At 70.4% G+C, this 25,986-nt stretch carries 34 protein-coding genes and 1 tRNA gene; 20 read left to right on the top strand and 15 right to left on the bottom strand.

Translation table 11 applies throughout. From position 1 onward, the window contains the following. Nucleotides 1-243: 243 nt before the first annotated feature. Both ACWCRD_RS05700 and ACWCRD_RS05695 read right to left on the bottom strand, forming a co-directional pair. A complete protein-coding gene (locus ACWCRD_RS05700) occupies nt 244-666 on the bottom strand; it encodes a PIN domain-containing protein (protein ID WP_450964679.1) in 423 nt (140 codons plus the stop codon). Beyond that, a complete protein-coding gene (locus ACWCRD_RS05695; protein ID WP_450758349.1) occupies nt 663-878 on the bottom strand; it encodes a type II toxin-antitoxin system VapB family antitoxin in 216 nt (71 codons plus the stop codon). Before ACWCRD_RS05695 ends, ACWCRD_RS05700 begins: the two co-directional genes overlap by 4 nt. 440 nt (nt 879-1,318) lie before the next feature. On the opposite strand from ACWCRD_RS05695, the gene ACWCRD_RS05690 reads away from it, so the two are divergent. From ACWCRD_RS05690 to ACWCRD_RS05670, 5 genes are all read left to right on the top strand, one after another. Beyond that, a complete protein-coding gene (locus tag ACWCRD_RS05690; RefSeq protein ID WP_450964678.1) occupies nt 1,319-2,224 on the top strand; it encodes an NADP-dependent oxidoreductase in 906 nt (301 codons plus the stop codon). Between the two features lie 84 nt (nt 2,225-2,308). Continuing rightward, complete coding sequence (locus ACWCRD_RS05685) at nt 2,309-3,370, top strand: alkene reductase (RefSeq protein WP_450964677.1); 1,062 nt, start codon at nt 2,309-2,311, stop codon at nt 3,368-3,370. 11 nt (nt 3,371-3,381) lie between these two features. Next, on the top strand, nt 3,382-3,861 hold the full coding sequence (locus ACWCRD_RS05680; protein ID WP_450758353.1) for a MarR family winged helix-turn-helix transcriptional regulator: 480 nt from the start codon (nt 3,382-3,384) through the stop codon (nt 3,859-3,861). Nucleotides 3,862-4,129: 268 nt separating this feature from the next. Then, the gene (locus ACWCRD_RS05675) at nt 4,130-4,324 is read left to right on the top strand and encodes an NmrA family NAD(P)-binding protein (protein ID WP_450964676.1); all 195 of its coding nucleotides are present in this window, start codon (nt 4,130-4,132) and stop codon (nt 4,322-4,324) included. Between the two features lie 248 nt (nt 4,325-4,572). Then, on the top strand, nt 4,573-5,094 hold the full coding sequence (locus ACWCRD_RS05670) for an aldo/keto reductase (RefSeq protein ID WP_450964675.1): 522 nt from the start codon (nt 4,573-4,575) through the stop codon (nt 5,092-5,094). 13 nt (nt 5,095-5,107) lie between these two features. Here ACWCRD_RS05670 and ACWCRD_RS05665 read toward each other — a convergent pair whose 3' ends face one another. Next, on the bottom strand, nt 5,108-5,494 hold the full coding sequence (locus ACWCRD_RS05665; protein WP_450964674.1) for a transposase family protein: 387 nt from the start codon (nt 5,492-5,494) through the stop codon (nt 5,108-5,110). Between the two features lie 231 nt (nt 5,495-5,725). Between ACWCRD_RS05665 and ACWCRD_RS05660 the strand changes: the two genes are divergently transcribed. Genes ACWCRD_RS05660 through ACWCRD_RS05650 form a run of 3 tightly spaced genes read left to right on the top strand, consistent with a single transcriptional unit; the run spans nt 5,726 to nt 7,657 of the window. Beyond that, the gene (locus ACWCRD_RS05660) at nt 5,726-6,736 is read left to right on the top strand and encodes an acyl-CoA desaturase (RefSeq protein ID WP_450964673.1); all 1,011 of its coding nucleotides are present in this window, start codon (nt 5,726-5,728) and stop codon (nt 6,734-6,736) included. Between the two features lie 46 nt (nt 6,737-6,782). Beyond that, on the top strand, nt 6,783-7,220 hold the full coding sequence (locus tag ACWCRD_RS05655; protein WP_450964672.1) for a DUF5994 family protein: 438 nt from the start codon (nt 6,783-6,785) through the stop codon (nt 7,218-7,220). Next, nucleotides 7,190-7,657 carry a DUF5994 family protein gene (locus tag ACWCRD_RS05650; RefSeq protein ID WP_450964671.1) on the top strand — a complete coding sequence of 156 codons (468 nt, stop codon included), beginning with the start codon at nt 7,190-7,192 and terminating at the stop codon, nt 7,655-7,657. The genes ACWCRD_RS05655 and ACWCRD_RS05650 overlap by 31 nt, the downstream gene beginning before the upstream one ends. Before the next feature lie 6 nt (nt 7,658-7,663). Here the strand turns inward: ACWCRD_RS05650 and ACWCRD_RS05645 are convergent, their stop codons facing one another. Genes ACWCRD_RS05645 through ACWCRD_RS05630 form a run of 4 tightly spaced genes read right to left on the bottom strand, consistent with a single transcriptional unit; the run spans nt 7,664 to nt 10,811 of the window. Next, nucleotides 7,664-8,494 (bottom strand): GAF domain-containing protein, encoded by an 831-nt coding sequence (locus ACWCRD_RS05645; protein WP_450964670.1) that lies wholly within the window; start codon nt 8,492-8,494, stop codon nt 7,664-7,666. Nucleotides 8,495-8,510: 16 nt separating this feature from the next. After that, entirely contained in the window at nt 8,511-10,220 is a 1,710-nt protein-coding gene (locus ACWCRD_RS05640; protein ID WP_450964669.1) for a SpoIIE family protein phosphatase, read from the bottom strand. 27 nt (nt 10,221-10,247) lie between these two features. Then, complete coding sequence (locus tag ACWCRD_RS05635) at nt 10,248-10,418, bottom strand: hypothetical protein (protein WP_450964668.1); 171 nt, start codon at nt 10,416-10,418, stop codon at nt 10,248-10,250. Between the two features lie 36 nt (nt 10,419-10,454). After that, nucleotides 10,455-10,811, bottom strand: coding sequence for a PRC-barrel domain-containing protein (locus ACWCRD_RS05630; RefSeq protein WP_389072315.1), 357 nt, complete (start codon nt 10,809-10,811; stop codon nt 10,455-10,457). Between the two features lie 296 nt (nt 10,812-11,107). Here ACWCRD_RS05630 and ACWCRD_RS05625 point away from each other — a divergent pair, with 296 nt between their 5' ends. From ACWCRD_RS05625 to ACWCRD_RS05610, 4 genes are all read left to right on the top strand, one after another. After that, on the top strand, nt 11,108-11,704 hold the full coding sequence (locus ACWCRD_RS05625; protein WP_450964667.1) for a DUF5994 family protein: 597 nt from the start codon (nt 11,108-11,110) through the stop codon (nt 11,702-11,704). A gap of 5 nt (nt 11,705-11,709) precedes the next feature. Beyond that, nucleotides 11,710-11,979: a hypothetical protein gene (locus tag ACWCRD_RS05620; RefSeq protein WP_450964666.1), complete on the top strand. Its 270-nt coding sequence runs from the start codon at nt 11,710-11,712 to the stop codon at nt 11,977-11,979. Between the two features lie 365 nt (nt 11,980-12,344). Continuing rightward, on the top strand, nt 12,345-12,716 hold the full coding sequence (locus tag ACWCRD_RS05615) for an STAS domain-containing protein (RefSeq protein ID WP_450964665.1): 372 nt from the start codon (nt 12,345-12,347) through the stop codon (nt 12,714-12,716). Next, entirely contained in the window at nt 12,713-13,387 is a 675-nt protein-coding gene (locus tag ACWCRD_RS05610) for a hypothetical protein (protein WP_450964664.1), read from the top strand. The genes ACWCRD_RS05615 and ACWCRD_RS05610 overlap by 4 nt, the downstream gene beginning before the upstream one ends. A 313-nt stretch (nt 13,388-13,700) precedes the next feature. Here ACWCRD_RS05610 and ACWCRD_RS05605 read toward each other — a convergent pair whose 3' ends face one another. After that, nucleotides 13,701-14,180, bottom strand: coding sequence for a hypothetical protein (locus ACWCRD_RS05605; protein ID WP_450964663.1), 480 nt, complete (start codon nt 14,178-14,180; stop codon nt 13,701-13,703). 180 nt (nt 14,181-14,360) lie between these two features. Here ACWCRD_RS05605 and ACWCRD_RS05600 point away from each other — a divergent pair, with 180 nt between their 5' ends. Together ACWCRD_RS05600 and ACWCRD_RS05595 are read left to right on the top strand one after the other, a co-directional pair. After that, the gene (locus ACWCRD_RS05600) at nt 14,361-14,627 is read left to right on the top strand and encodes a ribbon-helix-helix domain-containing protein (RefSeq protein ID WP_450964662.1); all 267 of its coding nucleotides are present in this window, start codon (nt 14,361-14,363) and stop codon (nt 14,625-14,627) included. Further along, a complete protein-coding gene (locus ACWCRD_RS05595) occupies nt 14,624-15,067 on the top strand; it encodes a PIN domain-containing protein (RefSeq protein ID WP_450964661.1) in 444 nt (147 codons plus the stop codon). The genes ACWCRD_RS05600 and ACWCRD_RS05595 overlap by 4 nt, the downstream gene beginning before the upstream one ends. 183 nt (nt 15,068-15,250) lie before the next feature. Here the strand turns inward: ACWCRD_RS05595 and ACWCRD_RS05590 are convergent. Further along, nucleotides 15,251-15,321 (bottom strand) — tRNA-Gly (locus ACWCRD_RS05590). A gap of 513 nt (nt 15,322-15,834) precedes the next feature. On the opposite strand from ACWCRD_RS05590, the gene dcd reads away from it, so the two are divergent. The 4 genes from dcd to ACWCRD_RS05570 all read left to right on the top strand — a co-directional run bounded on the left by dcd (nt 15,835) and on the right by ACWCRD_RS05570 (nt 18,346). Further along, nucleotides 15,835-16,410, top strand: a complete 576-nt coding sequence (gene dcd / locus ACWCRD_RS05585; RefSeq protein ID WP_115906897.1) for a dCTP deaminase — start codon at nt 15,835-15,837, stop codon at nt 16,408-16,410. 14 nt (nt 16,411-16,424) lie between these two features. Then, entirely contained in the window at nt 16,425-16,934 is a 510-nt protein-coding gene (locus ACWCRD_RS05580) for a phosphoribosyltransferase (RefSeq protein ID WP_450964944.1), read from the top strand. Nucleotides 16,935-17,026: 92 nt separating this feature from the next. Further along, complete coding sequence (locus tag ACWCRD_RS05575; RefSeq protein ID WP_450964660.1) at nt 17,027-17,440, top strand: VOC family protein; 414 nt, start codon at nt 17,027-17,029, stop codon at nt 17,438-17,440. A 120-nt stretch (nt 17,441-17,560) separates the two neighbouring features. Then, nucleotides 17,561-18,346, top strand: a complete 786-nt coding sequence (locus tag ACWCRD_RS05570; RefSeq protein ID WP_450964659.1) for a calcium-binding protein — start codon at nt 17,561-17,563, stop codon at nt 18,344-18,346. 71 nt (nt 18,347-18,417) lie between these two features. Here the strand turns inward: ACWCRD_RS05570 and ACWCRD_RS05565 are convergent, their stop codons facing one another. The 4 genes from ACWCRD_RS05565 to ACWCRD_RS05550 all read right to left on the bottom strand — a co-directional run bounded on the left by ACWCRD_RS05565 (nt 18,418) and on the right by ACWCRD_RS05550 (nt 22,858). Continuing rightward, nucleotides 18,418-19,323, bottom strand: a complete 906-nt coding sequence (locus ACWCRD_RS05565; protein ID WP_450964658.1) for a Yip1 family protein — start codon at nt 19,321-19,323, stop codon at nt 18,418-18,420. 190 nt (nt 19,324-19,513) lie between these two features. Next, on the bottom strand, nt 19,514-20,989 hold the full coding sequence (locus tag ACWCRD_RS05560; RefSeq protein ID WP_450964657.1) for an FG-GAP and VCBS repeat-containing protein: 1,476 nt from the start codon (nt 20,987-20,989) through the stop codon (nt 19,514-19,516). A 212-nt stretch (nt 20,990-21,201) separates the two neighbouring features. Next, nucleotides 21,202-22,605, bottom strand: coding sequence for an FG-GAP and VCBS repeat-containing protein (locus ACWCRD_RS05555; protein ID WP_450964656.1), 1,404 nt, complete (start codon nt 22,603-22,605; stop codon nt 21,202-21,204). Between the two features lie 115 nt (nt 22,606-22,720). Further along, nucleotides 22,721-22,858 carry a hypothetical protein gene (locus tag ACWCRD_RS05550; RefSeq protein WP_450964655.1) on the bottom strand — a complete coding sequence of 46 codons (138 nt, stop codon included), beginning with the start codon at nt 22,856-22,858 and terminating at the stop codon, nt 22,721-22,723. A 287-nt stretch (nt 22,859-23,145) separates the two neighbouring features. On the opposite strand from ACWCRD_RS05550, the gene ACWCRD_RS05545 reads away from it, so the two are divergent. Both ACWCRD_RS05545 and ACWCRD_RS05540 read left to right on the top strand, forming a co-directional pair. Further along, complete coding sequence (locus ACWCRD_RS05545; RefSeq protein WP_450964654.1) at nt 23,146-24,561, top strand: hypothetical protein; 1,416 nt, start codon at nt 23,146-23,148, stop codon at nt 24,559-24,561. A gap of 77 nt (nt 24,562-24,638) precedes the next feature. Next, nucleotides 24,639-24,965 carry an antibiotic biosynthesis monooxygenase family protein gene (locus tag ACWCRD_RS05540; RefSeq protein ID WP_450964653.1) on the top strand — a complete coding sequence of 109 codons (327 nt, stop codon included), beginning with the start codon at nt 24,639-24,641 and terminating at the stop codon, nt 24,963-24,965. A gap of 56 nt (nt 24,966-25,021) precedes the next feature. Here the strand turns inward: ACWCRD_RS05540 and ACWCRD_RS05535 are convergent, their stop codons facing one another. Continuing rightward, entirely contained in the window at nt 25,022-25,609 is a 588-nt protein-coding gene (locus ACWCRD_RS05535; protein WP_450964652.1) for a TetR/AcrR family transcriptional regulator, read from the bottom strand. A gap of 93 nt (nt 25,610-25,702) precedes the next feature. Next, nucleotides 25,703-25,963, bottom strand: a complete 261-nt coding sequence (locus tag ACWCRD_RS05530; protein ID WP_450964651.1) for a GntR family transcriptional regulator — start codon at nt 25,961-25,963, stop codon at nt 25,703-25,705. Between the last annotated feature and the right edge of the window lie 23 nt (nt 25,964-25,986).

Genomic DNA, 25,986 nt, shown 5'->3' with positions numbered 1-25,986 from the left:
GGTCATGTGATCGTTGACCTGCACTTATGTGGCGTAGCGGCCGCCTCGCGAGAACTGGTTCGCACCGCTGTTGACCGTGGTTGTCGTTCTTACGGGCACGCAGTGGGCACGGATCCGAAGCGCGGCGGGCCGAGCGCCTGAGCGAACGGACTCCGCTCGCGGCTCGGCTGTCTCGCATGTCCGGCTCGGGGAGCGCTTCGCGAGTGCAGAGCCGTCCGGCGAAGCCGCCTGCCTGCACCTGGCTCACTTGCCTGCCTCAGGGCCGTACCACTGGAGTGCCTGCCCGGTGACGGCGGCGATGCACTCGAAGTCCCGGTCGCGGTGCAGCAGAGTGAGCCCCTGCAACTCGGCTGTGGCGGCCACCACCAAATCGACGGCCCCGGCGCTGCGGTGCTGTCCGCGCTGGGTGAGAACCTCCTGGACCCGCCAGGCGCGGTCGTAGGCGCGGTCGTCGACCGGCACCCAGCCGAAGAGCAGGCGCATGTCTTCGATCCCTTGTGCGCGGTCGGCAGGCGAACTCGCGCTGTAGAAGAACTCCAGCTCGGTGATGGGGCAGGTGGCGATGAGCCCGGCGGCTGCCGCCTGGTCCCATCCGTACTGCTCGGCATCGCCGCGCAGCAGTCGAGCGAGCGCACTGGTGTCGATGAGGTATTGCGCGGCGTTCACCGGCGGTAGTTCCCCTTGTTCTCAAAGAGGTCGAGGTCGAAGGCGCCCTCTTCCGCCGAGGCCCGCAGGCGGGTGAGCGCCAGGGCCCGCCGCCGGTTCTCCAGCACCTCGCGGAGCGCGGTGTTCACTGTCTCCTTCTTGGTGCTGGTACCGAGGGCCTTGGCCACCTCCGCGACCAGTTGATCATCGAGGTCGATCACGGTTCGACTCATCGGGTATCTCCCTTGATATCATCGCAGCCATCTTTTATATCTTAGGTGATAGGCGACGGGTTGGGCTACCGAAGCAGGGTGATCGGCCGGGCGCGCCGCGCGGGCGACCCGAGGCGGACGTGCCCGGACGGGTTCGGTGTCGGCGCCGACAGGGCGGGGCAGCTCGGTCCACACCGACCCCGGCCTCTGCGCCGCCCCCCCCACGGGCTCCCCGTACCGGACCGGAAAAGGTGCCGAGGGGTGTCGCCCCTTGTTCACGACCTGGCGGTAGCCGCGTTCGTCTACGTGGTCGGCCACGCAAGTGGGTGGCGCACCCCGAAGCGAGGCGAGGTGGCTGCCTCCGCCCCTACGTTCGGCATTACTTGGCTAGCCACATGATTGCTGTTACCCTGATTATGTGGCCAGCCACGCTTTTGCGGGCGGAAGTGAACGGAGTCATCTTGAAAGCAATCGTTTTCGACCAGTTCGGCGGCCCGGACGTGCTGCACGAGGCGGACATCGAGGTCCCGCCGCCCGGCCCCGGCCAGGTCCGGGTCCGCGTGAAGGCCGCCGGGCTGAACGCGCTGGACGGCAAGATCCGCGCCGGGCTGCTGGAGGCCGTCCGCCCGACGCCTCTCCCCGCCGTCCCCGGTGGCGAGCTCGCCGGCGTGGTGGACGCCCTGGGCGAGGGCGTGAGCGACGTGCAGGTCGGCGATGAGGTGCTGGGCTGGTCGGACACCGGCTCGTACGCCCAGTACGCGCTGGCCACCACCGTGACCCCCAAGCCCGCCGGCCTCGACTGGCAGCACGCGGTCGCGCTGCCGGTGGCCGGCGAGACGGCGGAGCGGGTTCTGGGTCTGCTGAGGGTGGCCGCCGGGGAGACCGTGCTGATGCATGGCGCGTCCGGAGCGGTGGGAACCCTGGCCGTCCAGCTCGCCACGGCCCGCGGAGCACGCGTGATTGCCACCGCGGGCCCCTCCAACCAGGACTACCTCACCTCGCTCGGCGCCACCGCGACCGTGTACGGCGAGGGCCTGGTCGAACGGGTGCAGGCGCTGGCCCCCGACGGCGTGGACGCGGTGTTCGATCTGGCCGGGAAGGGCGCCCTGGAGGACTCCATCACCCTGCGGGGCGGCACCGAGCGCATCGTCACCATCGCCGACTTCGGTGCACGGCAACTGGGCATCATCTTCTCCCAGGGGTCCCAGGAACGCTCGACCGCCCGCCTGGCCGCCCTGGCCCAGGACGCCGCGGCCGGAAAGCTCGTCACCACCGTCACCGCCTACCCGCTCGACCAGGCGGCCACGGCCCAGCAGGTCAGCGACGCCGGGCACGTGCGGGGCAAGCTCGTCCTGACCGTCGACTGAGCACGCCCGCCCACCGCCTCCCCACGACCACCCCGCTGCGTTTTCGGTGACCGGCCGGTCACCGCCCTACCGAAGGACCCCCTCATGCTGGACTCCCTGTGGACGCCGACCACTCTTGGCGGCATATCTCTGCCGCACCGCCTGGTCATGGCCCCCATGACCCGTGACCGCTCCACACCTGAAGGCGTGCCGACCGAGCTGAACGCCGAGTACTACGCCCAGCGGGCCTCGCACGCGCTCGTCATCACCGAGGGAACCCAGCCCTCCGCCGACGGCCAGGGCTACCTCCTGACCCCCGGCATCCACAACGACGAGCAGATCGCCGGCTGGCGCAAGGTCACCGACGCCGTGCACGCGGCCGACGGCCGGATCGTCATCCAGCTGATGCACACCGGACGCATCGCCCACCCCGACAACACCCCCCACGGCCGCCTGCCGGTCGCCCCCTCCGCGATCCGGCCGCAGGGCACGATGTTCACCGCGGCCGGGCCCCAGGAGATGCCCACCCCCCGTGCTCTGTCGACGCAGGAGGTCGCAGAGACCGTCGAGGACTTCCGCCGCGCCGCAGCGGCCGCCGTCGCGGCAGGCGCCGACGGCGTGGAGATCCACGGCGCCAACGGCTACCTGGTGCACCAGTTCCTGTCCGACAACACCAACCAGCGCACCGATGGCTACGGCGGATCGATCGAGGGCCGTATCCGCTTCGCCGTCGAGGTCGCCGCCGCGGTGGCCGACGAGATCGGCGCCGAGCGCACCGGTCTGCGTATCTCCCCCGGCAACCCCTACAACGACATCGCCGAGTCCGACACCGTCGAGCTGTATCCGGCGCTCCTGCGCGCCCTCAACCCGCTCGGCCTCGCCTACCTCCACGTGATGCACCCCGGCGACGAGGAGCTGCTGGGCACCCTGCGCGCGCTGTGGCCGACCACGCTGATCCTCAACCGGGGCGGCACCGACCTGCCCGCCCGCGCCAAGGACATCGACGACGGCACGGCCGACCTCGTCTCCGTCGGCGCCCTCGCGCTCGCCAACCCCGACCTGGTCGAGCGGCTCCGCGCCGGCGCGCCGCTGAACACCCCCGACCCGGCGACCTTCTACGGCGGCGGAGCCGCCGGCTACACCGACTACCCCACCCACACCGTCTGAGGAACCGAACCATGCCCACCCCCGGACCCCGCATCCCCACGACGGCCGGCGCAGGACCGATGAGCTACGCGATCTTCCAACTCGCCCGCGCCCACCGCGCCTACGCCGCCACCCTGCTGCGCGAGATGGACCTGCATCCCGGACAGGAACTGCTGCTGATGCAGCTCCTGGACCGGGACGGTCAGTCCCAGTCCGAGCTGCTCGAAAGCGTCGGTGTGGACCACTCCACCATCTCCAAGGCGCTACGCCGCATGCAGGACGCCGGCCTGATCGTTCGCGAGCCGGCCGCACACGACCGTCGCGTCATGGTGGTCCACCTCACCGACAAGGGCCGGGCGATGCGCGAGCCCATCGCGTCCCTGTGGCAGGCCCTGGAGGAGACCTCCGCCCGGAATCTGTCGGAGCAGCAGGTGCAGTCCTTCGTCGAGACCGCGTACGGCATCACCGAGGCGATCGGCAGCCGCGCGCAGCCGCAAGAAGAGTCCGCATGACTCCCCGGTGTGCACCCCACCCCCGCGTACGCCACACCACACGTGAACAAAAAGGGGCACGCGGACCGGGGCGCACACCGCCCCCCACGGCGCGACCATCTTCAGGTCGGCCGTATCACCCACCCCGCCGCGGCCGCCTTCGGACGCGGCACGTGGCGGCGAGGCGCACTGCGGATCCGCCCCACGGCCCGCCTCCATCAGCCCCCGGCACGCGGACGCCCATGTCCACAGCCACCGCCCACCAGCCTGGTGGAAAGTGAGACCCCCCATGCCTGCCACCGACTCAATCACCCTCCCCGTCCTCGTCGTCGGTGCGACCGGCTCCCTCGGGGGCAAGGCCGTCGACGAACTGCTCAAGCGCGGCAAGAGCGTGCGCGCCCTGGTGAGGCCGCCCACCGACGCGAGCAGGCTCGAAAGCCGGGGCGTCGAGATCGCCTTTCTGACCTGGGTGTATGTGCTGTGACGTGACGTCCGAGGGCGCAAAATCGCACCGCTGTTGACCGTGGTTTACCGGTCTTATGGGCACGCTACGGGCACGCGGGCGGCTCGGAGGCGCGGGGGAGCCTTCTCACGGGCTGACGGAAAGCCGGCCTCCGGAGACGAGCCCCGGTCGGCAAGGTGCCGTTGCAGGAGCACATGGAATCACCGTTGCACGAGGACGCGCTGGTCCCCGGAATCGCTGCCTGCGCTAGGTAGGGCGCGTATCGAGTCGTGACGGGGACAGCCACGCCTGCCGCCGGCTGCCCGCCGAACGACCTGCGTGCCCACGACGCGCGCTGGCAGCCCGGCAACCACGAAACCAACCAGGCACTGGTCCGGGACCTGGGCGCGATCGCCGAGTGGAAGGGCTGCACAGTGGCGCAGGTGGCGCTCGGCCGGCTGCTGGCCCAAGGCCAGGACGTCGTGCCGGCCCCTGGCACCCGCAGCGCACGGCGCGTGGCCGAGAACGTCGCTGCCGCGCACCTCACCTTCACCCCCGAAGGGCTGGATCTGATCGGCTCGCTCCTGCCGAACGGCGCGGTCGGGGACCGCTACCCGCGCGCCGATGATGCCCGCCTGGTAACGGCGAGGCGGGTCCGCGGGGTCTACCGAGCGGTTCGAGACTGTCGTCCTGCGGGTACGGCGTTGCGGGCGAGGGCTTCGCGCAGCCAGCCGAGTTCGTCGAGGTGGAGCGCCGCGGTGGTCCACCGGCGGAGGGCCGTGTCGTCATCGAGGTCGTCGTGGCCTTCGTAAGCGCCGGGCACTGTCAGCGGTTGACTTCGAGGTTCGTCAGGACGAGCAGGGCGCGCAGGAGGCGGGTCGCGTGGGCGGGGTCGGTGCGGAGTTTGGTGAGGGTCCGCCAGTTCTTGAGGTGGGCGAAGCTGTGCTCGACCGGTGCACGTCCGACGGCGAGGACGCGGTTGGCTTCCTTCTGGCCGGGTGTGTGCTTGTGGGTGCGGCTGGCGTGGAAGCCAGTGACGATCACGGGGTCGCGTATGTCGTTGTCCAGGCCGCGGAAGCCGAGGTCCGCGAGGGCGCCGAGGCCGGCGGCGCGCAGGTGGGCAAGGACGTGGTCGTGGCGGGCGGCGGTGATGTCGTGGGTGCGGCCGGGCCGGGCGGCGGATGTCCAGAGCAGGCGGCTGCTGCCGGTCAACGTCCGGCAGGGTTCGGGGTCAACGCGGTGCCGACCTGAGCGCACCCTGTCCGAGGCTCCGGTCAGAGACCCCCGACGCTTCCGCCCGGGCGGGAGTACGGTGAGGAGAACGAGGGTGTGTCGTGCCAACCCGACAGGGCGTCTCCAGCACACCACCCGCCCCAGGGGCAGTCCGTGACCCCGGCCACACCTCCGTCAGCGCGGCCTCATCGAGGGCAGGAGCCCCGTCCCATGTCACTCAGTCCCACCACACCTGTCACGTCTGTCCCGGCACCCCCGCCGGACACCGTCCCGCCGCCGCAGACCTACGACGGCACCTCCCCCTTCCCGCCGGACGGACCGTTGCCCGCGCGCGACGGCGGGGAGCGGCTGTACGTAGCCGTGACCGCGGTGATCGTCGTCCTGCCGTTCGTGGCCATCGGCCTGGCCGGCTGGCTGCTGTGGGGCAGCCTGATCCACCCCGCCGACATCGTGCTCGCCGCCGTCCTCTACACGATCACGGGCCTCGGCGTCACGGTCGGCTTCCACCGCGGACTCACCCACGGCGGCTACCGTGCCGTCCGTCCCGTGCGCATCGCGCTCGCGGTGGCCGGCTCGATGAGCTTCCAGGGCGACGTCATCGGCTGGGTCGCCACCCACCGTCGCCACCACGCCTTCACCGACCGCCCCGGCGACCCGCACTCTCCGTACCGCTACGGCACGCATCTGCGCGGCCAGTTGCGCGGGCTGCTGCACGCCCATGTCGGCTGGCTGTTCCGCAACGACCGTACGCCGCCGGAGCGTTACGCCCCCGACCTGCTGGCCGACCGCGACATCCGGGCCGTCGCCCGCGCCTTCCCGCTGCTGTGTGTCCTCACGCTCGTGCTGCCGTTCGGGCTGGGCTGGGCGATCGGCGGCAGCTGGTTGTACGGCGTGACCGCCCTGCTGTGGGCGGGACTGGTCCGCATCGCCCTGCTCCACCACGTCACCTGGAGCGTCAACTCCCTCTGCCACCTGATCGGTGAGCGTCCCTTCCGCACCCGGCGCCACGACCGGGCCACCAACCTGTGGCCGCTCGCCCTGCTCTCCTTCGGCGAGAGCTGGCACAACTCCCACCACGCCGACCCCACCAGCGCCCGGCACGGCGTCGACCGCGGCCAGATCGACCCGTCCGCCGCCGTCATCCGCCTCCTCGAACGCCTCGGCTGGGTGCACGACGTGCGCTGGCCGACGCCGGAGCGGGTCGCGGCCCGTCGCGCGTGACGTCAACCACCCACTCGCGCACAGCCAGTCGACAGGAGCCCAGCCCGTGACCACCGCACTGCAGCCCCCGCTTCCCTCCCACCCTGTTCTGCGCCTGCGCCTGGCACCCCACGGCGGCCTGCCCCGGGCCATCGACGGGGCGTGGTGGCCACGCTCCTACGACCTCCTCGTCGAACTCCCGCGCCTGCTCGCCGGGTTGCCACGGGAGTGGGGTCATGTCACCAGCGTCACCGTCAACGGGGCGGCCTGGCCCGTGACGGCCGGCCGGATGTTCGTGTCCAACCAGGTCGTACGACTGCACAGGACCCTGGCCGCGTCCGCCCCGCCCACCGTCGTCCTGCTCGCCCCCGGCCGGGGGCGCTGGGACCTGCTGGTCGTGCCCCCGGACACGACCGCAGAGGCCGCGGAACCGCTCATGGCGGCCGCGGTGGCCGACATCGAGGGAGGTTCGCCATGGGTACCGGACCCGGTTCCCCGCGGGTGACCCCGCTCCCGCCGGACGCCGTCCACCGGGCCGTGAAGCCCGGTACGGCCGTCGTGCGGCTGGAGACGACGGATGACCGGCGGGGCGTTCTCGACGGGGCGTGGTGGCCGCGCTCCCGTGACATCGCGGCCGAACTCCCCGCCCTGGTCACGGCGTTGACCGAGCTGCTGGGTCCCGTCACACGGGTCGGCCTGGACGCCACCGCGTGGGACCCGCTGCCGACGCGGCTGGTCGTTGACGACCGTGTGGTCCGCATCGACTCCTTCCCGGTCGGCGACGACACCGTTCTGGTCACCCGGGGCGAGGCGGACCACTTCTCCCTCCTCGTGGTCCCGCCGCACGCGACGCCCGAGGCGGCACGCGCCGCGATGGCCGAAGCGGTACGCGCCGACAACGTCACCCCGGCCGCACAGATCCTCATCGACACCGGGACGTGAGAGAGGTCAGCCGCCGCGGTCCACGGAACGGTCCGGTGGCGGGATGTCCGCGGTGTCGAAGCCGCCCGAGATGATCTGCATGGCGAACTCCGACAGACGCAGGTGGCGGGCGCGGGCGTACGACCGGAACGCGGCGAAGGCGTCGTCGACAGAGGTGTTCCAGCGTTCCGCCAGCACGCCCTTGACCTGTTCGATCAGGATGCGGCTGCTCAGCGCGGTCTCCAGCTGGCTGTTCTCGACGTGCGACTGCTCCAGCGTGCGCTGCTGCAGGATCGCGATGGTGGCCACGTCGGCGAGGGCGCGGGCGAGCGCGATGTCGTCGTCGCCGAGGCGTTGCGGTGTGGTCTGGAAGAGGTTGAGCGCGCCGACGATCCTGCTGCGCAGGCGCAGCGGGACGGCGTGGGTGGCCACGTACCCGGTCTCGCGGGCGCGGGCCGCGAAGCGCGGCCAGGGCACGGTCGTCTCCGGGCGCGTCAGGTCGATGTTGGTGCGGGCGTTGCCGGTGCGGTAGCACTCCACGCACGGGCCCTGGTCCTGCTGGAGCGCGAACAGCTCCAGCAGCCGGATGTGTTCGTCCGAGGCGGCGATGATCTGCAGTTCGCCGTGCGCGTCGGCGAGCAGGATGCCGGCGGCCGACACGTCGAGCAGCTCGACGCAGCGTGTGGACAGCCGTTGCAGCAGGTCGATGACGTCGAAGTCGTCGACGAGGGAGTCGGCGACGTTGGCTGAACCGGAGAAGTCTGGGTGGGCCCAGTCCCCAGGGGAATGCTGCTGAAACCCGCCTTGTACACCGAATCCCCTGCCCGGCCGAGCGCACACCCCCGCGGAGCGGTTCATTCGTGTCTTTCCGCGATCAGGAATCAGGCAGACGCAGGGCGAGGAGGGCCACGTCGTCGGTGCTGCCGGGCGGCATCCGGGCCAGCAGTTCGTCGCACAGCGTGTCCAGCGGTGCGGTGGCGAGCGCGAGGGCGTGGCGGCGCAGCCGGCCCAGGCCGGTGTCGAGGTCGCTGCCGGGGATCTCGATCAGCCCGTCGGTGTAGAGGAGGAGGGTGGCGGCCGGCGGCAGGGGCAGAGTGGCGTCGGGTCTGCTCGCGCCGGTGACCGGGGGAGCGCCGAGGACGAGTCCCTGTCCGGCTTCGAGGTACTGCGCCTGTCCGTCGGGGGCCAGGAGGAGAGGCGGCGGATGCCCTGCACTGGTCCACCGCAGTGTCCAGGGGCCGGTGTCCGGGTGGCCTTCGACCCGGGCGAGGACGAGGGTGGCCATCGGGACGGTGGTGATGGCGGGCATGGCGTCGTCGAGGCGGTCGACGATCGCGCCCGGCGGTTCGGTGTGGTCCCAGGCCAGGGACCGCAGGATGCCGTGCAGTTGGGCCATCCCGGCCGCCGCGGTCAGATCGTGTCCCACGACGTCCCCGATGACCAGCGCGAGCGCGCCGTCCTTCAGCACGAACGCGTCGTACCAGTCGCCGCCGACCTGGGAGCCGACCGGAGCGGGCTGGTAGCGGGCGGCCAGCCGCAGGCGGCCCGGCTGGGGCAGCGGGGCGAGCAGGTTGCGCTGCATGGCCTCGGCGACGGCGCGCTGGCGGCCGTACCGGCGGGCGTTGTCGACGACCAGGCCCACCCGGCGGCCGATGTCGCTCACCACGTCCAGGTCGGCGGTGTCGAAGGGGTGCGCCGGATCGGTGCGCACCAGCGTCAGCGCGCCGGTGATCTGCCGTCTTGAGCCCAGCGGCACAGTGATGACCGACGTCGCGTGCACCGTGCGCAGGAAATCGCTGTGGAGGGCTGCCAGCGGGGAGCCGGAGGGGGCCGCGGCCTCCGCCTCCTCCTGCTGCTGCAGAGCGGGAGAACTGCCGTTCAGCACCTGGACAAGAGGCGAGTGGTCACCCTCCGCGGCCTCGGGAAGGTGCTCACGCCCGCCCTCCAGTCCGGCGTCCCGGCCCGCGGGACCGGTCACCGTCACCCGGTGGACCTGCCCGGAACCGGCCCGTAGGTCCACCGCCGCCCAGTCGGCGAGGCGCGGAACCAGCAGACGGCCCAGCCGGGCGAGGGCCTCGTCGGTCTCCAGGGTCTGGCCCAGTATGTCGGTGATCTCCGCGACCAGCGTCAGCCGCTCGTTGAGATCCTCCAGAGCACTCGTATAGGCCGCACGTTCCCGGCGCGCGCCGTGGTCGACCGTGACGTCGGTGAAGAGCACGGCCATGCCCGTGAAGGAGCCGTCGTCCGCCAGGGGAGAAGCGGACCAGGAGATCGTGACCAGGCGACCGTCACCGCGCAGATAGCTGTCGCCCTCTCCGCGCGCGGCGACCTTCCCGGCCAGCGCCTGGAGCAGCGGGCACAGCTCCCTCAGGAGGGTGCTGCCGTCCGCATCCCGGTGCAGCAGCTCGTGCGCGTCCATCCCGCGCATCGCGCGGGCGGTCCGGCCCAGCAGCCGTTCGGCGGCCGGGTTGGCGACGAGGATCCGTCCGGCCGGATCCACCACCATCAGGGCGTTGCCCAGCTGCTCGACGACCTGCCGCCAGAAACCCTGCTCGATCGCCCCTTCACCTCCCGCACCCTCCACCGTGCCGCCCTCCTGTCATGGCGGCCGTCAGCGGACAGGACGCCGTCTGGCGCGCCGGGACAGCCGGACCGCGAAGAAGGCCATGTCGGCGACGAAGAGCACGATGCCGATGGCCAGGAGATAGCCCAGGCCGTTCGCTGCCGCACCGATGATTCCCAGCACGACGGCCACGAGGACGAGCAGAAGGAACAGCGCCATCGATCCGATCACCTCCTCGGGGCCGCGCCTGTGGGGTCAGCGGCGCGCGAGCTGACGTTCGCCCCCTGCTCCCGGCCGGTACGTCATGTCGTAGTGCCGGAAGATCTCTTCCTCCTGCTCGGCAGGCAGCACGTCGTCCGTTCCGATCGACGGGGCCTTCCGTACCTGCCCCCTGTCGTAGGAGACCTTCACATAGCCGGGTCCGAGGACGGCGTCGTGGACGGGGACGAAGACCAGGCGGTGACGGGTGGGCAGTCCGGTCCGGACGGTGGCCATGGCCGGTTCGTCGGTGGCCGTGTCCACATAGACCGCTTCGAGTACGCCGATCCTGCGCTGTTTCGGGTCGACCACGGCATGGTCGCGCCACTCACGGATGTCGGCTGCACGGATCATGCCCTGCTCCCTGTCTGCGCGCTCCGCCGGTGGTACGACGGCCCCGGCCGACCCACATGTCATCGTATGACCGAAAACACCCTGCCGTCAGTGGATGCTTCTACGGGCAGTACGGCGTCCGAGGCCCAACTGCGCACCGGGTCGTTCCTCCGCCGACCGAACGGTCCGTTGAGCCTGTCCGAGGAGTACGCTGAAATCACCGAGGATATTTCGCGCACCGGCTTCCATGCTTGTGACGTTTTCGGCGATCGAATATGCCGGGCCGGTTGCGGCCGGCCCGGGGCAGGGTTCGCGTCATGACTGCGACCATTTCCCTCCCGCCGACAGCCGAAGCGGAAGACCGTTCCTCCTCGTCCTCCGTCCGTCTGTCCCTGGCTCCCGTCGGTCCCGCACCGGCTCTGCTGGACGGCGCCTGGTGGCCCCGCTCCCGCGATCTGGTGGCGGAGCTCCCCTCCCTGACCGACGTGCTGGATCCGCTGTGGGGGCGGATCACCCGGGTCACGGTGAATCCCACCCACTGGCCGGACGTCCCGCGCAAGGTGCCCGTCGCCGGGCATGTGGTGAAGGTGGGCTGGTTCCTGGCCGAGCAGGACCCGCATGAACTGCTGTTGCTCTCCTACCGCACGGGCCGCTGGAACCTCCTCGTGGTCCCGCCGCAGACGACTCCCGTCTCGGCCGCCTGGTTGATGTCCGCCGCGAGCGACCCACTGGGCACGTCGACCGCGAGCCGGCTGATGGAGGAGGCGGCGCGACTGCGGACGGTGTCCGAGACCGACCGTGCCGTCGAGGCGGTCTGGGTCTCCGAAGGAGGACATGCGGCCCGCGATCCGGTCGCACGTCCACGGATCCCGGCCGTGACCGCTGCGCCGCCGTATCGGCCGATGGGGAGGTGAGGGCCGTGGAGACGTTCGTGACGGTGCTCGTGATCCTCGCGATGATCGCTCTCGGGGTGTTCCTCATCCATCTGCTCGGCGCACAGCACGGCGACCGCATCGCCGCCTTCCACTACGGCCGCTCCGGAACGCCTGTCGCGGGACCGGCCGCGTCGGCTCCGCGGAAGGCCCGCGGCGGGGTGGGGACGGGCAGCGCCGGCCGCCGCCGCGACCATCGCGACGGCGGACGCGGGCGGCTCCGGCCCCGGCGCCGCACCCGTGACGGAGCCGGGTGAGCCCGTCTCCGGCAGGCACTCCCCGCCCGTCACCGAACGGGCGAACCGAACCAACTGATGCGCACAGCCCGCAGCCCGGGACCCCGGCCGCCGCACCGCTCCTGACAGGCCGGGGTCTTTCCGTGTCCTGCTTCCCTCCGAGCCGACCAGGCTTCCGACAGCGCCGTCCGCGCCCCGGACGGTAACCCTTCAGGACACGATGCCCGCCGGGTGCGGACCTTCCGTCCGATCGCCAGGCACATCTCCGAACGGCCGATCCACCACCGCCCTCCCCGACTCGGGCCGCCGGACCGGCCGTTCACTCCTCACCACGTACATCCCCGCATCGGCGGTACGCCGCGACGGGCACCCCGAACCGAGGAGCCATGCCCCTACCCCAGCTGAAAGTCCACCGGCACGACCGCAGCCACCGCACCCCGATCACCCTCGCAGGAGAGATCGACACGGCCACCGCCCCGCTCGTACGCACCGCAGTGGCCGCATGCGTGCTCGACGGCGTCCGCTACGTCGACGTCGATCTCACGGCGGCCACCTTCTGCGACGCCGGCGGACTCAACGCCTTCCTCGCGGCACACCGGACGGCCACCGATGCCGGAACAGCCCTCCGACTGCACTGTCCGCCGCCGGTCATGGCCCGCATCATCGAGATCACCGGCTCCGGCTTCCTGCTCCACGAGCCGTTCGCCGTTCGACCATCACCCGGTCGGGTTCCCGCTGCCGCGGGCGGTGCGCCGTGACGGCCCCGCTCCGCCGCGAGCCGCCATGGAGCGAGGGATCGACTCCCTCCCACGCGGTACGTCTGCGCCGACTGAACCGCTGGCAGGCCGAGACCCTGCGGGAGGACCTCGCCGATCTGTACGTGGAGTCCTCCCGGGCGCAGGCAGGCCAGGAGTACCGGGGGCGGGAAGCGTTTCTGCGGCGGCTCACCGGCGACATCCGGCGGGCCGGATTCGCCCTGCTGATCGCCGAGGACACGGCCTTCGCCGGGTGCGCGTACGGATTCCCCGTACCGCGCGAGGGAACATGGTGGAGGGGGTTCGACGGGCCCCTGCCGCAGAGCGTGGAACAGCTCACCGTGTCCGGACACGTCTTCGCGATCACCGAGATCGTGGTGCATCCCCATACGGACGACCAGGGCCTCGCCCGCCGACTCCAGCAACGTCTGCTCGCCGACCACCACGCCTCGCTCGGGGCGACCCTGGTCGACCAAGCCGACGCCCTGGCCTGCGACATTTTCCTGTCGTGGGGATGGCAGGACATCGGAGCGGTCCGTCGACCGTCGGATCCCACGGTCCTCCGGTCGCCGGCCCCTGTGCTGCTGCGGGCACTGGTCCTTCCCCTCGGGCAGCGCAGTGCTGCCCACCCGGACGGCCTCGCCCACGAGAACCGCACCCAACGGCCGGACTGACAACCGACGAGCGGCTCGCCGCGCGTACAACTCATCGCCGACCAGCGTTGGTCGAGGATCACGCCTGCCTGCACTCAAGCGACCGAGCGCGCAGCCGCAGGACACGGCTGCACCGCTGTCGACCGCGCTTCCGCCGACAGGCTGGGCGCGTGATTGCCTTCCACGAGGTCGGCCGGGTGACGGCCGCGAGGCACATCATGCGCTTCACTCGGGCGCCCCTCAATACACCCTCCTGTCGCTGCGGGTGCGGGCGCGGGTGCTGCACCGGGAGGCCCGAAGGGCCCTTCCCGGGTGGAAGGGCCCTTCGGTGGTCTTACTCGGTGCGCAGCCCGTCCGGCCGCATCAGCCGCAGCAGGCTGAGCACGGTCACCAGCAGGACGACGGCGGTGGCGATGCCGGTCATCGACAGTACGTTCGCCCAGTTCCGCCCGTTGCTTGGCCGCAGCCTCTCCGCGCGGGCCAGCCGCCCCACAACCTGAAGACGGAACGTCCGGGCTTCGGCGAGCGCCCAGGACAGGCTCAGCTGGGGGGCGTCAGGGATGGCGGGCGGATGCGCCGCGGGGAAGGAATCCAGGTGAACGCTCGTCATCCGCCGCTTCAGCTCCCGCAACTGAGAGATGGCGGCATCGCGCTCCGCCTCCTGCTGAGCCCGCTCCACCTGACGGCGCGCCCGGTTCAGTTGCGCGGCTGAGGGGGCGACCGTACGAGATCGTGTCGTACGCCGCGTGCTGGTGCGCCGTCGATTGCCGCCGAGGGAACTCGACGCGTAGAAGGGGCCGAGCCCGGTCGACATCCTGGCACCGCCACTGCCCACGCTGAGCCTCGCCGCACGTGGCCCGATCGAGGTGCGCACTCCACGAATGGAGACCCGCACACTCATCCCGGGCACAAGGTCGGCTCGGCGGGTCCTCGGCAACGGGACACGGGAAAGTGGGGGGATACATCAATCCGGTACATGGACTACTCTTGGTACATGTCCATGAAGCGCACGAACGTCTACGCGGACCCCGAGGACCTGGCGATCATCAAGGAGGCCGCCAAGCGCCGAGGCATAAGCGAGGCCGAGATCATCCGCCAGGGCATCCACCTTGCAGCCATGGCGAACAGGGTCTGGGACGAGCCGCTGTTCTCACGCACCTTCGAGGGGCCGGGGCGCACGCTGCCCAAGTCGGAGGTCCGTGACACGGTCGCCGATGCCGTCCGGCATGAGACCGGCTCGGATTCCGGATCTGCCGCGTGATCATTGTCATCGCCGATACGTCCGGCCTTCTGGCGGCGCTGGACTCGGCTCATCCGGAACACCGGGCGGCGAACGAGGCGATCATGGCGGCGGGCCTGCTGGTCATGTCCCCGCTCCTGCTGGCCGAACTGGATCATGTGGCGGCGCGTGAGCTCGGCAGGGAGGCCGCCCTCAGCGCGGTCGACGACCTACGGCGCTGGATGGGCCGGGGTCGTGTCGTCCTGCCGGAGATCACGGAGGACCACCTGGGCGCCGCCCAGTCCGTCCGTGTCCGTTACCGTGCGCTGGACCTCGACCTCGCCGACGCGGTGAACGTGGTGCTTGCCGCCGACTACGACACGGACGCGATTCTCACCCTCGACCGACGGGACTTCCGGGCCGTACGCCCGTTGGGCCGCCACAAGGCGTTCTGGGTGCTGCCCGACGACCTCCCGCTCTGACACAGGCTCCTGGGGAGTCAAGTGCCTGCTCCTGCCAGGGACTTGTGCGCCGCCCACGACGAAGCACGTGCAGGACGGGTGTCCGCCATCGCCCAGTGACGGTGAGCTGAGGGCTCGCCTCCACGCGGCAACGGCTCCCCAATGAAACAAACCCCAGGCTACTGACCTGGGGTTTCATCACAGAGCGGGTGACGAGAATCGAACTCGCGCTCTCAGCTTGGGAAGCTGATGTTCTACCATTAAACTACACCCGCGTAAGACGCCGACCGGAGTCGGTGTCCGAACGCATCGTCACCTTACCCCATCCCCGGCCCCCGGCGCTGAAGCCGTGGGGCCCGTGTGCGTTTCGGGGGGCGATGAGGCTGCGGGGGGCCGGAGTTGGGGCGTACGGTGGAGGGGTGAGTGAGGGTCCGGGGGAGGTCGGAGAGCCCCCTGGAGAGTCTTTCCTTTGATCCCGTAATGTGGCATTTGTCGTCAGGTGATCAGTAGCCGGACGCGGCTCTTGGGGAAGGGACTCTTGGACTTGATGGAGCGCACCGTCGTCCGTTGTGCCGATGGGCACGTGTTCAGCACCGCTTCGTTCCCGATGCAGCAGGCCGAGCGGCTCGGCCCCGGCCGGCTCCTCCGGTGCCCCCGGTGTGCCCGGCTCCGCAGTGTGGTGCCGGTCAGCCTGGAGAGGCAGAAGTACTAGGGGCGGGGCAGAGCGGCAGCGGGCGCGCGGGTGGCCGGATTGTGGCCGGTCCGCGCGCCCTGCGTATCCTCAGGGCGTGCTTCTCTCAGACAAGGACATCCGGGCCGAGATCGACGCCGGGCGGGTGGTGATCGATCCCTACGACACATCCATGGTGCAGCCGTCGAGTGTCGACGTGCGGCTGGACCGGTTCTTCCGGGTGTTCGAGAACCACCGCTACCCGCACATCGACCCCTCCGTCGAGCAGGCCGATCTGACGCGGCTCGTGGAGCCCGAGGGTGACGAGCCGTTCATCCTGCATCCCGGGGAGTTCGTCCTCGCCAGTACGTACGAGGTCATCACGCTTCCCGACGATCTTGCCTCGCGGCTCGAGGGGAAGAGCTCGCTCGGGCGGCTGGGCCTGGTCACCCACTCCACCGCCGGGTTCATCGACCCCGGCTTCTCCGGGCATGTGACGCTGGAGCTCTCCAACCTCGCCACCCTGCCCATCAAGCTGTGGCCGGGCATGAAGATCGGCCAGCTGTGCATGTTCCGGCTGAGCTCGCCGGCCGAGTTCCCGTACGGGAGCGAGCGGTACGGCTCCCGGTACCAGGGGCAGCGCGGTCCCACCGCCTCCCGGTCCTACCTCAACTTCCACCGGACCCAGGTGTGAGCGGAGCGAGCGCGGTGAGCGGTGCGCGGGAGAACCTGACCTACGAGGCCTTCGGGCACGCTGTGCGCGAGCTCGCGCAGGCCATCGCCGACGACGGGTACGAGCCGGACATCGTGCTCAGCATCGCGCGCGGCGGTGTGTTCGTCGCAGGTGGGCTCGCCTACGCCCTCGACTGCAAGAACATCCACCTGGTGAACGTCGAGTTCTACACCGGCGTGGGCACCACCCTCGACATGCCCGTCATGCTCGCGCCCGTTCCCAACGTCATCGACTTCTCCGACAAGAAGGTGCTCATCACCGACGACGTCGCCGACACGGGCAAGACGCTGAAGCTGGTACGCGACTTCTGTCTCGACACCGTCGCCGAGGTCCGCTCCGCCGTCGTCTACGAGAAGTCGCAGTCGCTGGTGAAGTGCGAGTACGTGTGGAAGCGGACCGACGACTGGATCAACTTCCCGTGGAGTGTCCTGCCCGTGGTGCGCAGGTCGGGGGAGCCGGTCACGCCGTCCAAGGAAGCACTCTGAACTGCTGCTCGGCAGGGACCTCAGCGGAGCTGCTCAAGGCCTGAGAAGCCTGAGTCTCCAGGTCGGGTGTGAGCTTGTGCCAAGATCGCTGGATGCTGCGACTCACCGATTTCATCATCGACTGCCCGGACACGATGAAGCTGGCGGCCTTCTACTCCGAGGTGACGGGTCGTCCGATCAAGGAAGACAGCTCCGAGCACTGGGCCGGCATCCGGTTCGGCGAGATCGAGCTGGCATTCATCCGGGTGGACGACTACCGCGCTCCGCAGTGGCCCGACAGTGAGCACCCCAAGCAGTTCCACCTCGACTTCGAAGTGGACGGGATCGAGTCCGAGCAGCGCCGCGTCCTCGATCTCGGCGCCACGCTGAGGCAGGACTTCATCGGCCCCGACGGCTACGGCTGGCAGGTCTACACCGACCCGTTCGGCCACCCCTTCTGCCTGTGCCGCAACAAGGGCGTCATCTGGACCGACCAGGGCCCGACCTGGCCCAGCGCGACCGATTAGCCCCCCGCTCGCCGGGAAGCGCTCTGAGCGCAGAGTTGGAGAAACAACCGCGTGGTAAAGCTTTGGCCAACGCCGTAGGCTCCCTCTGACCGATCAAGGATTCAGTGGGGGGAACCATCCATGCGCACAATCGCGCGCCTTGCCCTGCTCGGAACCAGTCTCGCGCTGGTCGCCGGGGCGGCCGGTGCCACCGCCGCGCAGGCGGACGACGGCGGCTCGGGCAACATCACGATCGACAAGGTCGTCGTCAACGGCGGCAAGCCGGTCGTGGTCGGCACCACCAAGGTGGTGACCGCCAAGGTGTCCGTGACCGCGTCGGACGACTCGGGCATCAAGGAGACCACGTACATCCACGCCCAGGGGCCGACCCCGAACTTCGCGCAGATCTGGTACGACGACGGCGACATCACCTGCGTCAAGGTGAGCGACACCACGTCGACCTGCTCGGGCACGCTGACGTTCGACCCGCAGGCGGCGACCGGCTTCGTCGACAACAACGCGGCGGCCACCTGGAACCTCGGCACGCTGGTCTCCGCCCATGACTTCGACTACATCCACCGGGACGCGGCCACCACCTTCAAGGTGCAGCGTGCCTCGCAGCTGACGGCCAACGCCTCGCCGGAGCCGGTGAGGAGGGGCAGGACGCTCACGGTCACCGGCAAGCTCTCCCGGGCCAACTGGGAGGACAACCTGTACCACGGCTACGCGAACCAGCCGGTGAAGCTGCAGTTCCGCAAGAAGGGCAGCAGCACCTACACCACGGTGAAGACGGTCAGGACCAACTCGACGGGAGACCTCAGGACCACCGTCACCGCCGCCACCGACGGCTACTTCCGCTACAGCTTCGCGGGCACGGCGACAACCCCGGCGGTCAATGCGGCCGGCGACTTCGTGGACGTCCGGTAGTCACCTGACGGTCACGTACCCGAAGGGCTCCCGGCAGTGCGCCGGGAGCCCTTCGCGTCGTAGGAGATCTCTCAGAACGTGCCGAGCTTGACGATCGACAGCAGGGCGATCAGCTGGATCGCCGAGGCGCCCAGGGCCTTCGGCCAGGGCAGGTCGTGGGAGCGGCTGACCATCATCGTCAGCAGTGCGCCCGCCGCGACCCAGGTCGCCCAGCCCAGGGCCTGCACGAAGGTCGCGTTGCCACCGAAGAACATGGCGAAGACCAGACGGGGCGCGTCCGTCAGGGACATGATCAGCATGGAGAGGCCGACCGTGGGCTGCCAGGCGCCGTCGCCGCCGAGCTGGCGGGCCAGGGTGTGGGTGACCACGCCCAGGACGAAGGACGACAGGACGAGCGCGACGGCCGTCGTCAGGACGATGGGCACCGCGTTCGCCAGGGTGGCGTGGATCGCGTCCGAGCGTGCGCCGTCGAAGCCGAAGACCGCGAGCAGGCCGTAGAGGAAGGTCACGATGAGGGCCGGGCCCCACATCGTGTAGTCCCGCATCTGGAGGAAGGTCTGGGCGGGCGAGAAGACGATGCCCCTCAGCAGGTCCTTCCAGTGCAGGCGGGGGCCTGCGGGAACCGCCGGGGCCGCGCCCGCGCGATAGGTGCCGCCCTGGTTGTACGGGTCCTCGCCGACCGTGAACGCCTGGGTGTGGCCCGGGTGGTTGGCCGCGTACGGGTCGGGGCTGCCCTGCGGTGCGTAGGCGCCGCCGTCACCGAAGTACTCCGGCTCGCCGTACCCGCCGCCGCTGCCCTGCGGCCACTGGCCGCCCCCGTTCCCGTACTGCTGCTGCCCGGGGTGGGGCTGCGGCGCGGGGTGCCCGCCGTACGGCGGGCGGCCCTGCGGCGCCTGCTGTCCGTACGGGGGTTGTTGCGGTCGCGTTTGCGGAGCGCCGTTGTTCCGGGCGCCGCGTCCGATCCTGAATCCAGCCACGTCTTCGAACGTACCTGGTCCCGGAGAGTGACGTGACGGGCCCGGCGTTTGGGCCCGGCTTTGCTGCCGAGCTGTGACATCCCTTAAGGGGACGGTAAGGGAGCCCCTAGGGAAGCCCTACGGCACCTGGCCTCGGCGAGGGGGAGGAGCCGGGCCCGAGGGTGAGGGCCCGGCTCCCGAACGGGGCGGGTCAGTCCGCGAAGTTGGCGCCGAAGGCCGGCGTTCCCGTCGTCGAGACGCCCGAGGTGCTCGGCGAGATCGTGCGCGAGCCGGTGGCGGTGATCACGGTGCCGTTCGAGGGCAGGTAGGTGACCGCGCCGTTGCCGTCGTTCTCGTACGAGCCCACGAGCAGATCGGCCCTGCCGTCGCCGGTGACGTCGTCGAGCTTGACGTCGAGGCCGAACTCGTCGCCCTTCTCGTCGCTGCCGGGCACGCCCGGAGTGCTCTGGGCGAAGCCCTGGGCGCCGGAGGCGGTGTTCAGGCCGGTCGAGGTGCCGTAGAGGACGGTGACCGCGCCGGTGTCGGCGGCGCTGCCGAGGTCCTCGCCGGGGACGCCGATCGCGAGGTCTAGGAAGCCGTCGCCGTTGATGTCACCGAGGTCCAGCTCCGAGCCGAACCAGTCCTTGTTCTCGGCGCCTCCGGGGACGTTGCCGGTGTCCTGGGTGATGCCGGTGGAGTTGCCGGGACCGCCGCCGGAGCCGTAGGTGACCCAGACCTTGCCGCCCTTGCCGGAGTCCGGGATCGTCGTGCCGTCGCCGGTGGTGGCGTCCCAGTAGGCGCCGCTGACGATGTCGCCGTAGCCGTCGGCGTTGATGTCGCCGATCGCGGTGATCACGCCGGGCTTGAGGGCCTGGGCGGAGGCGACGCTCAGGCCGCTCGCGGTGCCGGGGATGTAGTAGTTGCGGTTCCAGCCGTAGTCGGTCTGGGTCTCGTAGCCGTCGACGACCAGGTCCGTGCGCTTGTCGCCGTTGATGTCACCCGCGGTCAGGTTGAGCGGGCCGTTGGCGTCGCCGCCCGACTGGATGGGGGGCTTGATGGTGTAGCGGCCGCCCGCGGTGCCGGAGGTGGTGAAGCCGCCCTTGTAGACGTAGATGGTGGAGGCGGAACTGCCGACGGCCAGGTCGGCCTTGCCGTCGCCGTCGAAGTCGCCGGCGGCGAGGTTCTTGCCCCAGTAGTCGTGGCTGGAGGGGGCCGGGTCGGCGATGCCGGTGCCCTTGCCGGTGATGCCCGATGCCGAGCCCCACAGGATCACCAGACCGCCGCCGTCGACGTCACTGCCGATGTCCTCGCCGGGGGAGCCGACCGCGAGGTCGTCGTAGCCGTCGCCGTTGAAGTCGGCGTAGGCGGTCTCCGAGCCGAAGGCGTCGCCGGCCTCGGCGGTGCCGGGGTTGCCCGCGGTGTCCTGGCTGATCGTGGAGCGCTTGCTGGAGGACACGCCGGTGGCGGTGCCGTAGAGGACGACCACCTGGCCGGCGGTCTTGTGGCCGCTGACATAGGCGCCGGCGGCAGAGAAGGCCACGTCGCCGATCCCGTCGCCGTTGAAGTCGGCCTGCGGGACGTGAGTGGAGTCCGCGGCCGTGGCGTGCACGGTCGAGAACGTGAGCAGACCGCCCGTCAGAGCGGCGGCGGTGGCCGTCGCGAGGGCGAGTCGCAGAGGCTTGTGCATGCGGGTTTTCTCCTGCGGCATGCGGGGGATGCCTGGCGGGCATCCGCAGTCGGTGGGGTGCGAACCGACCCGGGTTCGCCGGGAGTTGTCCTCGGGTTCATGGGTCGGTCGGCGATCAGGAGACCCGCACCGCGCCGTAAGGGTTGTACGTGAGTTCGGTAAAGTTTTGAGGCTACTGTGGCTGGTGTGGCCGGTGGGCTGATCGAGGGTGGTCAGTCGGCGAGTACGGCCCCGAACGATCCGCGGGAGCCCAGGCCCAGGCCACTCGCGGTGAACGTGGTCGAGCCCGTGCCCGTCGGGCCGGACGCCGTACCGGGGAAGAAGTGCAGGCGGCCGATCTCCGGTGCGGCGGCGAGGAGTTCGGCACGGCCGTCGCGGTCGTAGTCCCGCAGCAGCAGCGAGGCGCCGAACCAGGAGTCGCTCTCGTCGGCCGGGCGCTGGAAGCCGGACGTCGTGTAGTCGATCTGGCGGGAGTTCGCGCCGGTGAGACCCGAAGCTCCGCCGCGCAGGACGGTGACGGCACCGGAGCGCCAGACCTCGTTGCCGATCGTCTCGTTCGGCACGCCCACCGCGAGGTCCGGGTAGCCGTCGCCGTTGGTGTCGCCGGCCGAGACGTCGTAGCCGAAGTAGTCCCCGGACTCGCGGACGCCGGGTACGCCCGCGGTGTCCTGGCTGAGCGACTTCACGGTGCCGAAGCCGGTGGAGGTGCCCTTGAGGACGTGGACCGCGCCGCCCTTGCCGGAGCGGGAGACACCGAGCGCCAGGTCGCCGTAGCCGTCCTTGTCGAAGTCGGCGATCACGGCGCTGGAGCCGACGAGCTCGGAGGAGGCGGGCAGCCCGTACTTCTTGGGCGGCCTGACCGGGCCGCTCGTGCTGCCCCGGTAGAACCAGACGCGGTTGCCGTCGGTGTCCGCGTCGTAGCCGACGACCGCGAAGTCGGCCGTGCCGTCCTTGGTGACCTTGCCGGAGACGACCAGTTCGGGGTTGATGTCCTCGCCGTCGACCGGGTCCAGGTTGGTGGCGCTGCCGCGCGAACCGGACTCGGTGAACGGGCCGCGCAGGTACCAGACGTACTCCTCCCCGACGGCGACCACGTCGAGCTTGCCGTCCGCGTTGAAGTCGCCGACCGCGACGTCCTTGGCGAACAGGTCGTCGCCGCCCGGCGCGGTGTAGGAACTCCCCTTGGTCAGGCCGGACCTGGAGCCCCACAGCACGGTGAACATGCCGTAGCGGGAGCCCGCTTTCTCACCGGGTGCGGTGGCGATGACGTCGGCGTACCCGTCCTTGTTGAGATCGGCCGCGGTGACCTTCGCGCCGAAGAAGTCCCTGGCCTCCGCGGCGCCCTCGATACCCGGGCTGTTCTGCGTGACCACCGTGCGCCTGGTGAAGTCCAGCCCCTTCGATGTGCCCCACACGACCACGACCGCGCCCGCCTCCGACTTTCCGCCCACCGAGGCCGTGCGGTCGCCGAGGACGAGGTCGCGGTAGCCGTCGCCGTTGAAGTCGTCCGCGTACTTCGCGGCCGCGGCACCGGCGGGGGCGGCCAGGGCGAGGGGGGTCTGACCGCCGGCGAGCAGGGCGGCGGCCAGGAGGGAGACGTGGACACGGCTGGTCAAGGGGGCTCCAAAGGTCGTGGCGATCCCGGAATCGCGTGGGGTCGCGATGAGGAGACTCCCGGCAAGGGGTGTGAGTTGTACGGGAGTTCGGTGAACTTCCGGGGCCGCCGTGACGTCAGTCGTCCGCCAGGAACTCCGACGTCGAGAAGGCGACCGCCGGCTTCGCCGCCACGAGCCCCTTCTCCACGCTGTTCAACTCCTGCGCCGCCCGGTACGAAGCAGTCGGCGCCGCCTTCGCCGACCGTCGGATCACGAGATCCGCCGCCAGTGGGAGAGCATCATCGAGCAAGCACGTATGCGCCGGCGCACCGCGCGCGAACAGGTCACACACCACCGGCCCGAGGACTGAGCCACGACGAGGACCTGCGGTGCTGCCCTACCCGGCGGCGGCCGCAGACTGATCCCGCTGCTATCTCCCAGGCGTTTGTCATACCGGTGATCTAAGGTCGTGCTGCTCGTCACCACCGGGGACATGACTGGCTTGTCTCACCGGGTCCGTTCAGTGAATCCACGCAAACCTCTTCAAACATAAGGACGTTGATGAGACGCAACTCCCTCACCGGGATAGCCGCCGTGTTTGCTTCGGCTGCGGGTCTGGCCGCATCGCTGCTCGTCGCGGGCCCGGCCGGTGCTGTTTCCAGCCAGCCGGTGATCACTATGGACGCGCCGACTACGGCTGCCCTGCCGGCGGCTCCTGCCACGGCAGGCATGTCCTTCGACTTCCACACCAGGACCAAGAACCTCACGGCCGACGATGCCACGCTCACCGTGGACGCCCGGGGTCTGTCGAAGATCGCCAAGGTGACGTTCTCGAGCAACTGCACCGCCCATGGCCTGGTCGCCACGTGTTGGGAGATGTTCGAGTCCGGCTCCGATCCGAAGAACGGACTCGGGTCCGTGACCCAGCTGACCCTGACCGCACTCCGAGGCAGTCGGCTGGGCGCCACGGGAACGTACAAGATCACCGGCCGGTCGGCGCACGCGCAGATCGTGGGTGGCACGGGGTCGGTCACCGTGGGAGGGCCGTCCTTCGGCCTGAAGCGCCTCGTTGATCACACCAACCTGAAGGTCGGCAGCAACCTCAAGGAACCCGTCCAGTTCAGCAACCTCGGCAACCGTCCTGCCCGCGGCGTGCAGACCGTCCTGGCAACCTCACCCGGCCTGGACTTCGTCGACCACTACTCCAACTGCCAGTACGGGTCCAACGGCACCGTCCACTTCGCCAGGTGCTACCCCAGGGGCGCCATCAACATTGCAGAGACGGCCGCCCTGTCCGCCCCGGTGCGCCTGCACGTGAACTCCAGCGCCCTGTTCACCTACCTCGACGTCCTCACCGCGCCGCTCGGCCAGCCCGGCTGGCCGGACGGCCAGGGCATCAAGTGGACGTGGGGCAAGAAGTCCGCGCCCGCGCTGAAACTGAGGGTGATCAAGCCAGGCCGGCACTCCTCGGCCCCGGCGGGATCCGTCTCCCTGCCGCAGACCGGCGACGTCACCGACTATGGGATCGCTTCCCTCAAGGCCCGCAACACGGCCGACTTCGCAGTCTCCGGCGCGAGTGCTCAAGCGGGCGCCGGCACGACCGCGACCCTCGGCTTCCACCTGGCCGCCAACGGTCCGGCGACGCTGTACGACCGCAGCGGCGGTGAGGGAGTACCCACCGCCTGGGTGACGCTCCCGCCCGGCACCACCGCCGTCGGCCATTCGGCCAACTGCGCTCCGTGGCAGGAGAACAATCCGACCGCCAAGGCCAAGGGCCCCTACGTCTGCAGACTGCCGGGCATCGTCGTGCCCAAGGGACAGGTCACCGCCTTCGCCGTGACCCTGCGGGTCGACGACGTGGTCCCCCATGCCGCAGGCAGCGTCCAGCTGGTCTGGGGCCCGGATCCGGCTGACTCCCACCGGCCCGACTTCGAACCGGACAGCCGCAACGACTCCGCCGCCCTCACCGTGAACTGAGCCACCGCCCACGGGCAAGCACCGGACTCCTCCTCCCGCTCACGCCCTCCTGATCACCCCTGCGGCAGGATGAGCGCATGAGCGTAGTCAAGATCAATGTGCTGACCGTGCCCGCCGAGCAGCGGGAGGTCCTGGAGAAGCGGTTCGCTTCCCGGGCCCACGCCGTGGAGAACTCGGACGGTTTCGAGTGGTTCGAACTTCTCCGCCCGGTCGAGGGGACCGACCAGTACCTCGTGTACACACGGTGGCGGGACGAGGAGTCCTTCCAGGCGTGGATGGAGGGGCCGATGAAGTCCGCGCACCAGGGCGGCGGGGAGGGCGGCGAGCGGCCGAAGCCCGCCGCCTCCGGCTCCACGCTGTGGTCCTTCGAGGTGGTGCAGCAGGCGGGGCCGAAGGGCGCGTAGCGTTCGCGCGCTGGGCCGGGGCCGACGTCATGGGGTGTCGGTCCCGGCTTGTTCGTCTACGAGGGTTCGCACGCAGGGCAGTTGAGCGGAACGCCCAGGCAAGCGTGCAGGACCTGGCCGAGTCGCCGGTCCACGGCCGCGTTCTCGGCGGCTGACTCCTGCGGGTTCCGGGAGGGGACGAGTGCGTACGGCAGGGCCGTGGTGAGTACGGCGAGTGTGACGGTGTCCTGCTCGGCGCCTCGGGGCAGATGGCCGGTGACGTGGTCGCTCGACCAGCGCCAGGCCAGTTGGTGCCAGGCCGTGGTCGGGTGGAGCACGGCGGCGTACGTCAGTGCCGGATCGGTTCGTGCCATGGCCGCCACGACCGGGTGGCCCCGCAGCAGGCCCGCGGCCCTGACCACTGTGCGCTCCGCGAGGCAGGTCGGGGACAGCGGCCCCCCGGGCACCTCGCGGGCTCTGTGCAGTACGCGTCGGAGCTCGTGCAGTGTGGCCTCTTCGAGCAGCGCGCGGGGGCTGCGCCAGTTCCGGTAGATGAACGGGCGGTTGGTGTCGGCCAGGCGGGCGATGTGCGTCACGCCGACGCGTCGCGGCCCGTACTCGGCCAGCGCGTCCAGAAGCGCGCGGTGAACGGTGACTGTGCTCATTCCGGCGAGCTTGGTGCCGGCGCGGGGAGGGTGCCCGGGAAAAGTGTGTCGGTTTCCCTGAAAGTGTCACAGTTTTTTGGGGAGGGGTCCCGCTCAGGCCGACGGTTCGGTCTCTTCGGTGGGGCGCGGGCGCTGAGAGACGAAGGAGCCGAGGCCGGGTTCCGTGTAGATCAGCCCCTCCGCGCGCAGCCCCTTGTGCACCTTCTGCGCCGTCACTGCGGCGATGCCGAACTCCGCGGTGATTTCGACGACGGACGGGATGCGGGCGCGCGGCGGGTACGTGCCGTCCTCGATACGGCCACGGATCACATCAGCTACCTGGCGCCAGCGAGGGATGTCGGGAGCAAATTCCATCACTGCACCACCATGCGCATACG

Source organism: Streptomyces sp. NPDC002092, from assembly GCF_053593775.1.
The sequence above is the reverse complement of the archived record's forward strand: the minus strand, read 5'-3'. Positions and strand labels throughout refer to the sequence as shown.

Excerpts from the sequence above, each read along its gene's own strand:
- ACWCRD_RS05570 (WP_450964659.1), top strand. The coding sequence starts at position 17,561 with ATGCGCACAATCGCGCGCCTTGCCCTGCTCGGAACCAGTCTCGCGCTG.
- ACWCRD_RS05575 (WP_450964660.1), top strand. The coding sequence starts at position 17,027 with ATGCTGCGACTCACCGATTTCATCATCGACTGCCCGGACACGATGAAG.
- ACWCRD_RS05600 (WP_450964662.1), top strand. The coding sequence starts at position 14,361 with ATGTCCATGAAGCGCACGAACGTCTACGCGGACCCCGAGGACCTGGCG.
- ACWCRD_RS05605 (WP_450964663.1), bottom strand. The coding sequence starts at position 14,180 with ATGTCGACCGGGCTCGGCCCCTTCTACGCGTCGAGTTCCCTCGGCGGC.
- ACWCRD_RS05615 (WP_450964665.1), top strand. The coding sequence starts at position 12,345 with ATGCCCCTACCCCAGCTGAAAGTCCACCGGCACGACCGCAGCCACCGC.
- ACWCRD_RS05660 (WP_450964673.1), top strand. The coding sequence starts at position 5,726 with ATGTCACTCAGTCCCACCACACCTGTCACGTCTGTCCCGGCACCCCCG.
- ACWCRD_RS05560 (WP_450964657.1), bottom strand. The coding sequence starts at position 20,989 with ATGCACAAGCCTCTGCGACTCGCCCTCGCGACGGCCACCGCCGCCGCT.
- ACWCRD_RS05680 (WP_450758353.1), top strand. The coding sequence starts at position 3,382 with ATGCCCACCCCCGGACCCCGCATCCCCACGACGGCCGGCGCAGGACCG.
- ACWCRD_RS05685 (WP_450964677.1), top strand. The coding sequence starts at position 2,309 with ATGCTGGACTCCCTGTGGACGCCGACCACTCTTGGCGGCATATCTCTG.
- ACWCRD_RS05675 (WP_450964676.1), top strand. The coding sequence starts at position 4,130 with ATGCCTGCCACCGACTCAATCACCCTCCCCGTCCTCGTCGTCGGTGCG.
- ACWCRD_RS05625 (WP_450964667.1), top strand. The coding sequence starts at position 11,108 with ATGACTGCGACCATTTCCCTCCCGCCGACAGCCGAAGCGGAAGACCGT.
- ACWCRD_RS05635 (WP_450964668.1), bottom strand. The coding sequence starts at position 10,418 with ATGGCGCTGTTCCTTCTGCTCGTCCTCGTGGCCGTCGTGCTGGGAATC.
- ACWCRD_RS05645 (WP_450964670.1), bottom strand. The coding sequence starts at position 8,494 with ATGAACCGCTCCGCGGGGGTGTGCGCTCGGCCGGGCAGGGGATTCGGT.
- ACWCRD_RS05540 (WP_450964653.1), top strand. The coding sequence starts at position 24,639 with ATGAGCGTAGTCAAGATCAATGTGCTGACCGTGCCCGCCGAGCAGCGG.
- ACWCRD_RS05630 (WP_389072315.1), bottom strand. The coding sequence starts at position 10,811 with ATGATCCGTGCAGCCGACATCCGTGAGTGGCGCGACCATGCCGTGGTC.
- ACWCRD_RS05695 (WP_450758349.1), bottom strand. The coding sequence starts at position 878 with ATGAGTCGAACCGTGATCGACCTCGATGATCAACTGGTCGCGGAGGTG.
- ACWCRD_RS05650 (WP_450964671.1), top strand. The coding sequence starts at position 7,190 with ATGGGTACCGGACCCGGTTCCCCGCGGGTGACCCCGCTCCCGCCGGAC.
- ACWCRD_RS05535 (WP_450964652.1), bottom strand. The coding sequence starts at position 25,609 with ATGAGCACAGTCACCGTTCACCGCGCGCTTCTGGACGCGCTGGCCGAG.
- ACWCRD_RS05545 (WP_450964654.1), top strand. The coding sequence starts at position 23,146 with ATGAGACGCAACTCCCTCACCGGGATAGCCGCCGTGTTTGCTTCGGCT.
- ACWCRD_RS05530 (WP_450964651.1), bottom strand. The coding sequence starts at position 25,963 with ATGGAATTTGCTCCCGACATCCCTCGCTGGCGCCAGGTAGCTGATGTG.